This window comes from Actinoallomurus sp. NPDC052274 (genome assembly GCF_040679475.1).
GTDB lineage: Bacteria > Actinomycetota > Actinomycetes > Streptosporangiales > Streptosporangiaceae > Actinoallomurus > Actinoallomurus liliacearum.
Window position 1 is genome coordinate 36,388 of record NZ_JBFAUT010000048.1, and the last position, 13,649, is coordinate 50,036.

At 73.3% G+C, this 13,649-nt stretch carries 14 protein-coding genes; 9 read left to right on the top strand and 5 right to left on the bottom strand.

Translation table 11 applies throughout. The features are described 5' to 3' along the window. Nucleotides 1-25: 25 nt before the first annotated feature. The 3 genes from AB0K82_RS32020 to AB0K82_RS32030 all read left to right on the top strand — a co-directional run bounded on the left by AB0K82_RS32020 (nt 26) and on the right by AB0K82_RS32030 (nt 4,149). On the top strand, nt 26-862 hold the full coding sequence (locus AB0K82_RS32020; RefSeq protein WP_364404233.1) for a beta-phosphoglucomutase family hydrolase: 837 nt from the start codon (nt 26-28) through the stop codon (nt 860-862). Then, nucleotides 859-3,210: a glycoside hydrolase family 65 protein gene (locus AB0K82_RS32025; RefSeq protein ID WP_364404235.1), complete on the top strand. Its 2,352-nt coding sequence runs from the start codon at nt 859-861 to the stop codon at nt 3,208-3,210. Before AB0K82_RS32020 ends, AB0K82_RS32025 begins: the two co-directional genes overlap by 4 nt. Nucleotides 3,211-3,285: 75 nt before the next feature. After that, complete coding sequence (locus AB0K82_RS32030; protein ID WP_364404237.1) at nt 3,286-4,149, top strand: LysR family transcriptional regulator; 864 nt, start codon at nt 3,286-3,288, stop codon at nt 4,147-4,149. 9 nt (nt 4,150-4,158) lie between these two features. Here AB0K82_RS32030 and AB0K82_RS32035 read toward each other — a convergent pair whose 3' ends face one another. Both AB0K82_RS32035 and AB0K82_RS32040 read right to left on the bottom strand, forming a co-directional pair. Continuing rightward, nucleotides 4,159-4,608, bottom strand: a complete 450-nt coding sequence (locus AB0K82_RS32035; RefSeq protein ID WP_364404239.1) for a DUF3515 domain-containing protein — start codon at nt 4,606-4,608, stop codon at nt 4,159-4,161. Between the two features lie 83 nt (nt 4,609-4,691). After that, the gene (locus tag AB0K82_RS32040; RefSeq protein WP_364404241.1) at nt 4,692-4,925 is read right to left on the bottom strand and encodes an Lrp/AsnC family transcriptional regulator; all 234 of its coding nucleotides are present in this window, start codon (nt 4,923-4,925) and stop codon (nt 4,692-4,694) included. Between the two features lie 62 nt (nt 4,926-4,987). Between AB0K82_RS32040 and AB0K82_RS32045 the strand changes: the two genes are divergently transcribed. The 3 genes from AB0K82_RS32045 to thiD all read left to right on the top strand — a co-directional run bounded on the left by AB0K82_RS32045 (nt 4,988) and on the right by thiD (nt 7,415). After that, on the top strand, nt 4,988-5,902 hold the full coding sequence (locus tag AB0K82_RS32045; RefSeq protein WP_364404291.1) for a thiamine-phosphate kinase: 915 nt from the start codon (nt 4,988-4,990) through the stop codon (nt 5,900-5,902). Nucleotides 5,903-6,076: 174 nt separating this feature from the next. After that, on the top strand, nt 6,077-6,592 hold the full coding sequence (locus AB0K82_RS32050) for a cellulose binding domain-containing protein (protein WP_364404243.1): 516 nt from the start codon (nt 6,077-6,079) through the stop codon (nt 6,590-6,592). Nucleotides 6,593-6,602: 10 nt separating this feature from the next. After that, the gene (gene thiD, locus AB0K82_RS32055; RefSeq protein ID WP_364404244.1) at nt 6,603-7,415 is read left to right on the top strand and encodes a bifunctional hydroxymethylpyrimidine kinase/phosphomethylpyrimidine kinase; all 813 of its coding nucleotides are present in this window, start codon (nt 6,603-6,605) and stop codon (nt 7,413-7,415) included. A gap of 73 nt (nt 7,416-7,488) precedes the next feature. On the opposite strand, the gene AB0K82_RS32060 is transcribed toward thiD, so the two are convergent. Next, on the bottom strand, nt 7,489-7,794 hold the full coding sequence (locus AB0K82_RS32060; RefSeq protein ID WP_364404246.1) for a hypothetical protein: 306 nt from the start codon (nt 7,792-7,794) through the stop codon (nt 7,489-7,491). A 483-nt stretch (nt 7,795-8,277) separates the two neighbouring features. On the opposite strand from AB0K82_RS32060, the gene AB0K82_RS32065 reads away from it, so the two are divergent. After that, nucleotides 8,278-8,469, top strand: coding sequence for a hypothetical protein (locus AB0K82_RS32065; RefSeq protein ID WP_364404248.1), 192 nt, complete (start codon nt 8,278-8,280; stop codon nt 8,467-8,469). A gap of 107 nt (nt 8,470-8,576) precedes the next feature. On the opposite strand, the gene AB0K82_RS32070 is transcribed toward AB0K82_RS32065, so the two are convergent. Together AB0K82_RS32070 and rpmB are read right to left on the bottom strand one after the other, a co-directional pair. After that, nucleotides 8,577-9,068 carry a metallophosphoesterase family protein gene (locus AB0K82_RS32070; RefSeq protein ID WP_364404250.1) on the bottom strand — a complete coding sequence of 164 codons (492 nt, stop codon included), beginning with the start codon at nt 9,066-9,068 and terminating at the stop codon, nt 8,577-8,579. Nucleotides 9,069-9,422: 354 nt separating this feature from the next. Further along, on the bottom strand, nt 9,423-9,620 hold the full coding sequence (gene rpmB, locus AB0K82_RS32075) for a 50S ribosomal protein L28 (RefSeq protein WP_364404251.1): 198 nt from the start codon (nt 9,618-9,620) through the stop codon (nt 9,423-9,425). Between the two features lie 168 nt (nt 9,621-9,788). Between rpmB and AB0K82_RS32080 the strand changes: the two genes are divergently transcribed. Both AB0K82_RS32080 and recG read left to right on the top strand, forming a co-directional pair. Continuing rightward, entirely contained in the window at nt 9,789-11,351 is a 1,563-nt protein-coding gene (locus AB0K82_RS32080) for a DAK2 domain-containing protein (protein WP_364404253.1), read from the top strand. Nucleotides 11,352-11,444: 93 nt separating this feature from the next. Beyond that, nucleotides 11,445-13,634: an ATP-dependent DNA helicase RecG gene (gene recG, locus AB0K82_RS32085; protein ID WP_364404255.1), complete on the top strand. Its 2,190-nt coding sequence runs from the start codon at nt 11,445-11,447 to the stop codon at nt 13,632-13,634. Nucleotides 13,635-13,649 lie beyond the last annotated feature (15 nt).

Consider the following 13,649-nt stretch of genomic DNA (forward strand, 5'->3'; position numbering starts at 1 on the left):
ATCGGCGATCTCGGGGAGGAGACACATGCTCGGACTGCCGGACGGGGTCACGGCCTGCCTGTTCGACATGGACGGAGTGCTGACCCGCACCGCGACGGTGCACGCGGCGGCGTGGAAGGCGATGTTCGACGAGTTCCTGCGGCAGCGTGAGGGGCCGTCGTTCCGGCCGTTCGACGCGGTCGAGGAGTACGACGAGTACGTCGACGGCAAGCGCAGGGAGGACGGGACGCGCTCGTTCCTGGAGTCGCGCGGCATCACCCTGCCGGAGGGCTCGCCCGACGACCCGCCGGGCGCCCCGACGATCGAGGGACTGAGCAAGCGGAAGAACGAGCTCGTGCTGCGCAAGCTCGAGGAGGACGGCGTCGAGGTGTACCCCGGGTCGGTGGACTACGTACGCGCCGCCCGCGCGGCCGGCCTGGCCACCGCGGTGGTGTCGTCGAGCGCCAACACCGCGCAGGTCCTGGACGCCGCCGGCATCGCGGACCTGTTCGACGCGCGGATCGACGGGCTGACGGCCAAGGAGCGGAACCTGGCGGGCAAGCCCGCGCCCGACATGTTCCTGGCCGGGGCCGAGGCGCTCGGCGTTCCGCCGTCGCGGGCGGTGGTCTTCGAGGACGCGCTGGCCGGCGTGGCGGCCGGACGCGCGGGCGGCTTCGGGTGCGTCGTCGGCGTCGACCGGATCGGCCAGGCCGCGGCGCTGAAGGAACACGGCGCCGACATCGTCGTGGCGGACCTGTCGGAGCTGCTGGCAGGCGACGGCGACAGCGACCGCGACGGTAACCGCGACGGCGACGGTAACCGCGACGGAGGCCGCGACGGCGAAGGGGGCCGCGACGGCGGCGGCGAAGGGGAGCGCGCATGATCCGGCAGGCCGCGTACACGGTCGAACCCTGGTGCGTCCGCGAGCAGACCCTGGACCTGGACACCCTGGCGCAGAGCGAGTCGGTGTTCGCGCTGTCCAACGGCCACATCGGGCTGCGCGGGAACCTGGAGGAGGGCGAGCCGCACGGGCTGCCCGGCACCTACCTGAACTCGGTGTTCGAGCTGCGGCCACTGCCCTACGCCGAGGCCGGCTACGGCTACCCCGAGTCCGGGCAGACCGTCATCAACGTCACCAACGGCAAGCTGATCCGGCTGCTCGTCGAGGACGAGCCGTTCGACGTCCGCTACGGCGAACTGCACTCGCACGAGCGGGAGCTCGACTTCCGCGCGGGCACGCTGACGCGGAAGGTGGAGTGGACGTCCCCGGCGGGGGACTCGGTGCGGGTCCGCACGGTCCGGCTGGTCTCGCTCGTGCAGCGGGGCGTCGCGGCGATCCACTACGAGGTCGAGGCCGTGGACCGGCCCGTACGCATCGTCGTGCAGTCCGAGCTGGTCGCCAACGAGTCCCTGCCCGACCTCGGCAAGGACCCGAGAGTGGCCGGGCGGCTGGAGTCTCCGCTGGTCGGCGAGGAGTCGGTGGCCGACAAGGACACCGCCGTCCTGGTGCACCGCACCCGCAACAGCGGGCTGCGAGTCGCCGCGGCGATGGGCCACGAGGTCGAGGGTCCCGACTGCGACATCTCCACGAGCAGCTTCGAGGACGTCTGCCGCTACACGATCGCCACCCGCCTCCAGCCGGGACAGCGGCTGAGCGTGGTCAAGTACCTCGCCTACGGCTGGTCCAGCCGCCGGTCCCGGCCCGCCGTTCACGATCAGGTGATCGCCGCGCTGGCCGCGGCCAAGATGACCGGCTGGGACGGACTCGTCCGCGAACAGCGCGAGTTCCTCGACGACTTCTGGGCGGGCGCCGACGTCGAGGTGGAGGGCGACGCCGAGGTCCAGCAGGCCGTACGGTTCGGGCTGTTCCACACCCTGCAGGCCGGTGCCCGCGCCGAGCGCCGTCCCATCCCGGCGAAGGGCCTGACCGGTCCCGGCTACGACGGCCACACGTTCTGGGACACCGAGACGTTCGTGCTCCCGCTGCTGACCTACACCCGGCCGGAGGCCGCGGCGGACGCCCTGCGCTGGCGGCACTCGACGCTCGACCTCGCCCAGGAACGGGCCGAACAGCTCGGGCTGGCGGGCGCCGCCTTCCCATGGCGGACGATCGCCGGGCAGGAGTGCTCCGGGTACTGGCCGGCCGGCACGGCGGCGTTCCACATCAACGCGGACATCGCCGACGCCGTCATCCGCTACACCGACGCCACGGACGACGAGGACTTCTCCCGCGACGTCGGCCTCGACATCCTCGTGGAGACCGCCCGGCTGTGGCGCAGCCTCGGCCACCACAACGCCAAGGGCGCGTTCCGCATCGACGGCGTGACCGGCCCGGACGAGTACAGCGCGCTGGCGGACAACAACATCTACACGAACCTCATGGCCCAGCGGAACCTCCTGGCCGCCGCCGACCTCGCCGAGGACTACCCCGAGCAGGCGCGCCGGATGGGCGTCACCGAGGAGGAGACCGCGGGCTGGCGGGACGCCGCGAACGCCATCGTCATCCCCTACGACAAGCGGCTCGAGGTGCATCCGCAGAGCGAGGGCTTCACCCACCACGCGCGCTGGGACTTCGAGGAGACCCCGCCAGACAACTATCCGCTGCTGCTGAGCTACCCATACTTCGACATCTACCGCAAGCAGGTCGTCAAGCAGGCCGACCTCGTGCTGGCCCTGCACCTGCGCGGCGACGCCTTCACCGCCGACGAGAAGTTCCGCGACTTCGTCTACTACGAGGGCCTGACCGTACGCGACTCCTCGCTGTCGGCCTGCACCCAGGCCGTGATCGCGGCCGAGACCGGACACATCGAGCTCGCCCACGACTACCTCGGCGAGGCCGCGCTGATGGACCTGCGCGACCTGGAGCACAACACGCGCGACGGCCTGCACATCGCCTCCCTCGCCGGGACGTGGACCGCGCTCGTCGCCGGGCTCGGCGGGATGCGGCAGTACACCACGCGGCTGAGCTTCGCGCCCCGGCTGCCTCCGGGGATCGCGCGGCTCTCCTTCCGGATGCGGTTCCGAGGGCGGCGGCTGAAGGTCACCATCGGCCACGGCGAGGCGGTGTACGAGTTGCTGGGCGGCGAACCACTGGAGATCGACCACTACGGGCGGCCGGTCCGGCTCGACGGCGGCGCCGTGCGGGTGGACGTACCGGCGGTCCCGTCCCGGCCCAGCCCCGCGCAGCCGCCCGGCCGCGAGCCCGTCCGCCGCGAGGGGACCGCCCGGTAGGGTCGCGGGTGTCCTCCCGATGCGAACGGGGATGATCTATGTGATCATCCCCACAGGCGGCGGAGGGAGGATCGCGTGGACGTACGCCAGATGCGCTACATCCTCGCCGTCGCCCAGACCGGGAGCGTGCGCCGGGCGGCCCAGCTGCTGAGCGTCGCGCAGCCGACGCTCTCGCAGCAGCTCGGCATCGTCGAGCGGGAGGTGGGCGCGCCGCTGTTCGAGCGGACGGCGCGCGGCATGCGCCTGACGCCGGTCGGCGAGGTCTTCGCGGCCCACGCGGAGGCGGTCCTCGGCGTCTTCGACCAGGCGCTCACGGCCGTGTCCGAGGCGGTGGCGGGCGACCTGGGCGGGCTACGGCTCGCGGTCGCCGACGGGCTGTCCGACGTCGTGCGCGCGATCCTCGGCACGCTGCGCGGCCTCGCGCCCGGCGTGAGCGTGCGGCTGACCCGGATGCGCACCGCCGAGCAGGTCACGCAGATCGTCCGGGGGGACGTGCAGGCGGGCCTGGGATACCGTCCGGTGCCCGCCGCCGAGGGCGTCTCCCGCCTGGTCGTCCACCGGGCCCAGGTCCGCGCGCTGCTGCCGCGCGGCCACGCGCTCGCCGCCCGGGCGGCCATCTCCCTGGCGGACCTCGCCGAAGAACCGCTGATCCTGCCGAGGACGGCCGAGGCGGCGCGCTTCGTCGACCAGTTCGTCGGGCGCGGCCTGCATCCGAGGTTCGGCCCGGCCGCCTTCGGCCACGACCTGGTCCCCCTGCTGGTCGCGGCGGGGGAGGGCTACACGCTCTGCGTACGGGAGGCGGCGCCGATCCCGGCGGGCCTGGTGTTCCGGCCGATCCTGGAGCCCATGCCGCCGATCGAGGTCGTGCTGCTGTGGCGGCGTGAGGCCGGCGGCGCCCTTCCCGCGCTGGTCGCGGCCGCTCGGCACATCACCCACTGAGGGGCGCACTCACAGGGTGGCGTCCGAGTTGGCGGGGACCGTGGCCTTGATCGCGCCGGTGAGCTCGTTCAGCACGTCGCCGGGCGGGGTGTACTTGGGCGGCACGGTCACCTCGACGTACGCGTGCCGGCCGACGGCGGTGAACGTGACCGGGCGGTCCGGCGGCACCGGCAGCCAGGACACCCCGTTGATCACGGCGAGCTGGGACGTGAGGTGCAGCCCCGTCGGGCGCGGCACGCCGCAGCGCACCACGATGGCGGGGGATCCCCACGCGGTGACGAGGTCCGAGCGCGGACTGGTCGACCGGCGCCTCAGGCCGTGCAGGCGCTGCGGCAGCCGGTCGTGGAAGGCACGGCACAACGACACGGCCGACGCCGACGGGTGCGGCACCGGAACCTCGACCTCGCTCGCGCCGCATCCGGCCGCGACCACCGCGAGCGCCGCCACGACCGGCGTCACCCGCCGGAGCGGCGCCGGGGCTCCACCCCTCGCCACCGGAGGGCGTCCGGTGGTGCAGACTGGCGGTGGTGCGGACAACGGTCTCAGATGTGGACGATGGGGCAGGTCAGGGTGCGCGTGATCCCCTCGACCGACTGGATCTGGGCGACGACGAGCTTGCCGAGCTCATCGACGTTGTTGGCGGTGGCGCGGACGATGACGTCGTACGGCCCGGTGACGTCCTCGGCGAGCGTGACCCCGTGGATGCCGGAGATCTCGCGGGCCACCTCGGCCGCCTTGCCGACCTCGGTCTGGATGAGGATGTAGGCCTGCACCATCACGTCCTCCCTTAAAACGGCCATCAGCGGCAACCGTACCGCGTCTTGATCGGAGGTGGGTCATCAGCATCGGGGAACTCGGCGAGTTCGGGCTGATCGCTCGAATCACCGGACGTCTGGGCCAGGGGCCCGAAGTGGAACTCGGGCCCGGCGACGACGCCGCCATCGTGCGCGCCCCCGGCGGACGCGTCGTCGCGACGACGGACCTGCTCGTCGAGGGCCGGCACTTCCGCCGTGACTGGTCCCCGCCGTACGACATCGGGCGCAAGGCCGCCGCGCAGAACCTCGCGGACGTCGTGGCGATGGGCGCCCGGCCGACCGCCCTGCTCATCGGGTTCGGCGCTCCGCCCGGTACGGCGGTCGACTGGGTCGACGCGCTGTGCGACGGGCTGCGCGACGAGTGCGCGCAGGTGGGAGCCGGGGTCGCCGGAGGCGACATCGTGCGCGCCGAGGCCGTGGTGCTCGCCGTCACCGCGCTCGGCGCCCTGGACGGCCCGGCGATCACCCGCTCCGGGGCCCGGCCCGGTGACGTCGTCGCGGTGGCCGGCCGGCTCGGCCACGCCGAAGCAGGCGTGGAACTGCTGTCGGCGGGACTGCGGGAGCCGGCCGACCTGATCGACGCGCATCGGCGTCCCCGGCCGCCGTACGCCGCCGCGCTGCGCGCCCGGGAGTTCGGGGCGACCGCGATGCTGGACGTCAGCGACGGCCTCGTCCAGGACCTCGGGCACATCGCGGAGTCGGCCGGTGTGCGGATCGAGATCGACGGAGCGGCCGTGCCCGTGCCGCCCGTGCCGGACGGACTGCGGCTGGCCCTCACGGGCGGTGAGGACCACGCGTTCGCGGCGACGTTCCCGGAGGGGGCGGCGCTGCCCGCGGAGTGGCGGACGATCGGCAGAGTGGCCGAGGGGCCCGCCGAGGTTCTCGTGGACGGAAGGCCATACCGGGGTGGCGGATGGGACCATTTCCGCCTGCCGTAGCGGTGAGTTGTCGCAGTTCGCATCGGCGGTCTGGTAGGCATGGGCTGTGTGCTTTTGGTATACATCCCGAGACCGGAGAGGGACGGGATGGGACGACACACCAGGAAGCCGGAGGACGGCTCGCGGGCGGATCCGGAGGATGACCGTCCAGGCCGGAACCGGAGGTTCGGCAAGGTGCCGCTCCTGCCGACGGTCGCCGGTGTCCTGGCGATCGGTGCGATCATCTCCGCCGTCAGCACGCAGCAGATCTCACTGAACTTCGCGGGCGGTACGCCGTCCGGCGGAGCGTCACCGATCGTGACCATCTCCGGCCCGGCGAACCCGCGCACCGCCCGGAACGACGCCTCGCAGAGCGGCCGGGTCAGCCGGGGCACGGGACGCTCCGGCGTCGCCGTGACCGTGCGGACCACCTCCGCGTCGGCGCGCGGCTTCCAGGGCGAGGCGACGATCGCCAACCACGGCGCCACCTCCGTGCGGAGCTGGACCCTCGTCCTGCGGTACGCCCAGGCGAGGATCACCGGCGTGACGGGCGGCAGCGCGGTCCGCACCGGCACGGTGCTGGTCGTCCGCAACCCGGCGGCCCGGCCCGCCATCGCTCCGGGCCGGACCGTCACCGTGCGGTTCACCGCCACGGGGACGGGGACGGCGCCGTCCGGCTGCACTTTCAACGGGAAGTCCTGCCGACCGTAGAGTGGTCGCCATGACGACTCCGCCCCGGGTCCTGACGATCGCCGGCTCCGATTCCGGAGGCGGCGCGGGCATCCAGGCCGACCTCAAGACGATGCTCGCCCTCGGCGTGCACGGCATGAGCGTGATCGCCGCCGTCACCGCGCAGAACTCCCTCGGCGTCCAGGGCTACTGGGAGCTGCCTCCCGAGGCCGTGCGCGCCCAGCTCGACTCGGTCCTGTCCGACATCGGGGCGCAGGCGATCAAGACCGGGATGCTCGCCTCCTCGGTGCTCGTGGAGACCGTCGCCGAGGCGCTGGCCGACGTGGACGCCCCGATCGTCGTGGACCCCGTGGGGGTCTCCAAGCACGGAGACGCGCTGCTGGCCCCGGAGGCGGTCGGCGCGGTCCGGTCCGCGCTGCTCCCGCTGGCCACCGTCGTCACCCCGAACCTCTGGGAGGTCGAGCAGCTCACCGGCGTCAAGGTCGAGGACGAGAGCGGGATGCGCCGGGCCGCCGAGGCCGTCAAGGCCCTCGGCCCGCGGTGGGTGCTGATCAAGGGCGGTCACCTGCCCGGCGACCCGGTCGACCTGCTCTTCGACGGCACGGCGGAGCACCGGTTCCCCGGACGGCGGCTCGACAACATGCACACGCACGGCACCGGATGCACGCTCGCGTCGGCCATCGCCTCCCACCTCGCACGCGGCGAGGACGTCGTCGCGGCGGTCGGCCGGGCGAAGGAGTACATCACCGGCGCCATCGAGCACGGCTTCCCGCTGGGCGGCGGCATCGGGCCGGTCGACCACGCGTGGGAGTTCCACCGCGTCCGGCCGGACGCCCGCCCCTGACCCGGGGTGGGGCCCCGCGCGTCACACGTGGCCCCGGTGCGACCCGGTCTCGATCTCGGCGAGGCGACGGTCGTCAGCAGTAGCCGCAGCCCCAGCCGCCGCCGTAACCGTAGCCGCCGTAACCGTAGCCGCCGTAATCCCAGCCGCCGTAATCCCAGCCCCAGCCGCCGTCGTCATAGCCCCAGCCCCAGCCGTCGGTGCGGATCTGGCCGACGAGATGGCCGGTGGCGGCGTGGTGAGGTGCGGCGGCGACGGTGTGGTGCGGTGCCACGGTGACGGCCTGTGCGCCGGCGGCCGGGGCGGCACCCAGCGCCAGAGCGGTGGCTCCGGCGACGGCCGCTCCTGAGATGGCGAGCGCCATCCGCTTCGGAATGCTCATGGAAGACACCTCTTTGCTTGATCGACGGATAGGGGTGGTTGCTCGCTGTCGGTAATTGGCCGATATGCGGTGCTATCCACTGTCCACCCGACCTCGGGCCACCCCCGAAATCAACCCATGAATAGCTAAAAGTTGAAATTTCACCCTTGCTTGGTGATGGGGCGGCGCGTGCCTTAGCGGTCCCGGAGCGGCGGAGCTCCGGGACCGGCTCGCGACCGTCGCCCCGGCCCCCGTGGCCGGGGATTCTCCGAGGTCGGCCCGGTGTGTCAAGGTGGTGAAGATCGTGATTAAAGGGTGTCGCGAAATATGCCCGATGTCGGTCAAGTAGCGCATCGCGAAGGTTTCGCCAGTTGATTCCGATGGGCGGACGTTGTGCAGTTGAACTCGGAGGAACAACTACGAAAGCGACCAATTGCCTGAGCGCCTTCGAGGGCGGCCGGGCGAAGGGCGCGGCGTCACGTGGGACGAGAGGAGGTGTCCTTCATGCGTGGAGCGAAGAAGCCGGCGGTCGCCATGGCGGGACTGGCCCTTGCCGGAGCCATCGCGTTCGCCTTCGGAGCGCCCGGAGCGCCCTCCACCGCGACCGCGTCGCATCACGTCGCCGTCGGCCATGGCGGAGACGGTTGCGACAACTGGGGAGACTGCTGGGACACCTGGGGCGCCCGCGGCTACTGACGAGCCCACCTGCCCGCGCCGCGTACGGGCGACGGGCCGGGTCGGCGTGCGGACCCGTACCGGACGCCGTTCGACGGCTCCGGCGTGAGGCTCCCGCGTGAACGCGATCAGGTCACCGGCACGATCCGCGCGTCGAGGAGACGGCCCTCGTCGATGTCCAGCAGGCCGATCGTGCCGTGCGGCTGGCGCCGGCGGTCGGTCGGAGAGCCGGGGTTGAAGATGCGCAGCCCCTCGCCGCTCTCGTCCAGCGGGATGTGCGAGTGGCCGAAGACGACCAACCGCGCCTCCGGGAAGCGGCGGCGCATCCGGCGCAGCCGGCCCTTGGCGGGGCCGCTGTCGTGGATCACCCCCACCGGGAGTCCGGCCAACTCCAGCTCCAAAACCTCCGGAGCGCCCCACTCCGCGACGTCCAGGCCGTCATTGTTGCCGCGCACGACGCGTACGGGCGCGTAGCCGGAGAGCTCGTCGAGCACCGAGGGCACACAGACGTCCCCGGCGTGCAGGATGAGATCGGCGTCCCGGAGGTGCGCCGCCACCGAGGGCGGGCAGCCCCGCCACCGACGGGGAGCGTGCGTGTCGGCGAGCGCCACCACTCTCATGCGCCGCATGATGCCCGGCCGTGACCGCTGCATGCCGCCCGCGCGCGACGGCCGCACGCCGTACGGCGGCGTCTGGGTCGAAGCGGCGGGCCGGGGCACGGCCTCCGGGCGGGGAAGCCGCTGCTCAAGGCCGCCTGAGCGGGGAGGACGGCGCTCGGAGGGGAGGACGGCGCTCGGAGGGGAGGACGGCGCTCGGGAGGGAAGCCGGCGTCCGGGCGCGGGAGCCGGCGTACGGCGGCGGGGAACGCCCCCATGACAAGGCGAACGGCCGGTCCGTGTGGAGCGGACCGGCCGTTCAGTGTGCCCGGTGAGAGCACAGTCCAGGGGCGCCTCGCGGCGCTCGGGGAGGCGGCGTCAGCGGGCGGCGGGCCGGATGACCTTGCCGGCCTTGATGCACGACGTGCAGACGTTGATCCGCTTGGTGGTGCGGCCGACGACCGCTCGCACCCGCTGGATGTTCGGGTTCCAGCGGCGAGGGGTGCGGCGGTGCGAGTGAGAGACGCGCATGCCGAACCCCGGCCCCTTGCCGCAGATCTCGCAGACGGAAGCCATGGGATGCGCTCCAAAGTGTTTGGAAGGGTGGAAGCCCGGAGTTCGGGCGCTCGTCAAAAGGGTCCCCGACGGGACCCAGAGGTCAAGACTAGCCGACACCCGCCCAGAGACGCGAATCGAGCAGCCCTCACGTGCGGTAAGTCTAAAGTTATTCCCCTGGGAGGTGGCGTGGGCGACGTTCTCGACGCCGCGGCGGTACGACGCTGGTGCCGGTTGGCGGCGGACGCGCTGGGCCGCACGCGCGCGGGGATCGACGCGCTGAACGTCTTCCCCGTGCCCGACGGCGACACCGGGACCAACCTCCACCTCACCCTGCTCGCGGCGGCCGAACGCCTCGACGGGCTGCCCGGCGACGCGGACGCCGCGGCCGCCTGGCGGACCCTCGCCGAGGGCGCGCTCCTGGGCGCCCGCGGCAACTCCGGAGTCATCCTCAGCCAGATGCTGCGCGGCATGGCCGACGTGCTGGGCGCGGGCGGCGGCCTGGACGCCGCCCTGGGGAACGCCGCCGACCTCGCGTACCGGGCCGTCGCCCATCCGGTCGAGGGAACGATGCTCAGCGTCCTGCGCGAGGTCGCGGGAGCGACCCTCCTCGCCGCCGATCCCGGCGTCACCGCGTGGACGGCGGCGGAGCGGGCACGCGCCGCGCTGCGGCGGACGCCCGACCACCTCGACGTGCTCGCCCGCAACGGTGTGGTCGACGCGGGCGCGGCCGGGCTGTGCGTCGTCCTGGAGACGCTCGCCGCCGTGGTGAGCGGGGAGTACCCCGAGACGTACGACGTGCCGCGCCGCAGCCAGGAGCACCCGCCGGAGGACCCGCCGCGGCCCGGAGGCGGCGGAGCGTACGAGGTGATGTACCTCCTCGACGCCGACGACGGCCCGGTGACGGAGCTGCGCGCGGAACTGGACGCCCTCGGCGACTCCCTCGTCGTGGTCGGCGGCGAGGGGCTGTGGAACGTCCACGTGCACACCGACGACGCCGGCGCGGCCATCGAGGCCGGGCTGCGCGCCGGCCGCCCGTACCGCGTCCGGGTGACCTATCTGGACGCCGCGCAGGACCGTCCCGCCCGGCGTACCGGCCGGGGCGTCGTCGCGGTGGCCACCGGCGACGGCCTCGCGGCGCTGCTGGAGGAGCACGGCGCCCGGGTCGTGCGCCGCGCCTCCGGGCACGTTCCCGGCCTGACCGAGCTGATCGAGGCGATCACCGAGGCGGGGAACGAGGTCGTCGTGCTGCCGGACGACGGGACGGTGCTGGCCGTCGCCGAGTCCGCCGCCCGGCAGGCGAGGGAGGACGGCGTGCACGCGGCGGTCGTCCCCGCGAGGGCGTCGGTGCAGAGTCTGGCGGCGCTCGCGGTCCACGACCCGCTGCGCCGGTTCGAGGACGACGTGATCGCCATGACCCGCGCGGCGGGCGCGACGCGGTCCGGCCGGCTCGAGACCGCCGGGAGCGAGGCGGTGACGAGCGTCGGGATGTGCCGGCCCGGAGACGTCCTCGGCCTCGTCGACGGCGATGTCGCGGTCATCGGCGCGGACGCGTCCCTCCTGGCGGCGGGCGTCCTCGACCGCATGCTGTCCCCGGGCAGCGAACTGGTCACGCTGATCGTCGGTGACGGCGCTCCGGACGGTCTGGCCGACCGGGTGTGCGAGCGCCTGTACGCCGTCCGGCCCGACGTCGAGGTCGCCGTCTACCACGGCGGGCAGGATCGCCACCTGCTGCTCATCGGGGTCGAATAGGACGGTTCGGGTGGCCGCCGGGACGGGTCCCCCGTCTCCTGTCCGGCCGAGCCGGTAGAACAGAGGAAGCCAGGCTGCTCAGAGGAAGGTGCCGTGACGACTCTCGACGCGCCGCTGGTGAAGGTGGTGGGCCCGAAGGCGGCCAAGAAGCTGGCCGCGCTCGACCTGCACACCGCCGGCGATCTGCTCCGCCACTATCCGCGCCGCTACGCCCAGCGAGGCGAGCTCACGGACCTGGTCGGCCTGGTCGAGGGCGAATACGTCACGGTCATGGCGGAGGTCGAGAAGGTCCAGGGCCGGAAGATCACCAGACGGCCGGGCTACCTCCTCGAAGTGGTCGTGACGGACGGCCGGGGGCGCCTGACGCTCACCTTCTTCGGCACCGGCGCGCGCGTCCCCGAGCGGGAGCTGCCGCCCGGCACGCGCGGCCTGTTCGCCGGGAAGGTGTCCTTCTACCGGTCCGGCAACGGGATCAAGCGGCAGCTCGTCCATCCGGAGTACAAGGCGGTCGACTCGCGGGAGGGCACGGACGCGGCGCGGGAGTTCGCCGAGGAGCTGATCCCCGTCTATCCCGCCACCAAGGGCCTGACGTCGTGGCAGATCGGCGACTGCGTCCGGATGGCCCTCGACACCGTCGACGTGGGCCCCGACTCCCTGCCGGAGACCGTACGCCGGCGGCACCGGCTCCTCGGGCTCGCCGAGGCGTACCAGGGCATCCACCGGCCCGCGGACATGGCCGAGGCCGGCCGCGCCCGCAAGCGGCTGAAGTGGGACGAGGCGTTCGTCCTGCAGACCGCCCTCGCCCGGCGCCGGCGGGACGCAGCCGCGCTGCGGGCGACACCGCGGCCGCCGTCGAAGGACGGGCTGCTCGCCGAGTTCGACGGGCGGCTGCCGTTCGAGCTGACGGCGGGCCAGCGAGACGTGGGGGAGGAGATCGCCGCGGACCTGGCGCGCGAGCATCCCATGCACCGCCTGCTGCAGGGCGACGTCGGCGCCGGCAAGACGATCGTCGGCCTGCGCGCGATGCTGCAGGTCGTCGACGCGGGCGGGCAGGCCGCGCTGCTCGCGCCGACCGAGGTCCTGGCGCAGCAGCACCACCGGTCGATCGTGAACATGCTCGGACCGCTCGCCGAGGCGGGCCGGCTCGGCGGCGCCGAGCACGGCACCCGGGTCGCCCTGCTGACCGGCTCGCAGGGCGCCAAGGCGCGGCGCGCGGGCCTGCTCGACGCGGCCTCGGGCACGGCTGGCATCGTCGTCGGCACCCACGCGCTGCTGCAGGAGCACGTCCAGTTCGCCGACCTGGGCCTCGTCGTGATCGACGAGCAGCACCGGTTCGGCGTCGAGCAGCGCGACGCGCTGCGGGAGAAGGCGACCGGTGGCCGCCCGCACGTCCTCGTCATGACCGCCACCCCGATCCCGCGCACCGTCGCCATGACCGTGTACGGCGATCTGGACACCTCGTCGCTCACCCAGCTGCCCGCCGGGCGGTCCCCGATCGCGACCCACGTCGTCCCCTCGGCCAACCGGGCGTACTGGAACCGCGCCTGGGAGCGCATCCGGGAGGAGGTCGCCCAGGGCCGGCAGGCGTACGTCGTCTGTCCCCGCATCGGCGAGGCGGAGGGCGAGGAGAGCGACCTGAGCGCCGAAGAGGCGGAGACGGAGGGCCGCCGGCCGCCCCTCGCCGTGCTCGACGTCGCCCCGAAGCTCTCCGAGGGTCCGCTGCACGACCTGCGGATCGGGGTGCTGCACGGCCGCCTGCACCCGGACGACAAGGACGCCGTCATGCGGCGGTTCGCCGCCGGGGAGATCGACGTCCTCGTCGCCACGACGGTCATCGAGGTCGGCGTGGACGTGCCCAACGCCACCGTCATGGTGATCCTGGACGCCGACCGGTTCGGGGTCTCCCAGCTGCACCAGTTGCGCGGCCGGGTCGGCCGGGGCCGGTACGCCGGGCTGTGCCTGCTCGTCACGGACGCCGACGAGGGTTCCAAGGCCCGGGAGCGTCTCGACGCGGTCGCCTCCACCCTCGACGGGTTCGAGCTGTCCCGCCTCGACCTCGAGCAGCGTCGCGAGGGCGACGTCCTGGGCGAGACCCAGTCCGGGCGGCGCTCCAGCCTCCGGCTGCTGACCCTCCTGCGGGACGAGGAGATCATCAAGGCGGCGCGCGCGGAGGCCGGGGCGCTCGTCGAGCAGGACCCGGAGCTGGCGGAGCATCCGGCGCTCGCCGCGGAGTTGGCGGCCCTGATCGACGAGGAACGCGCCGAGTACCTCGAGAAGACCTGAGCCGTAGGCCCCTAC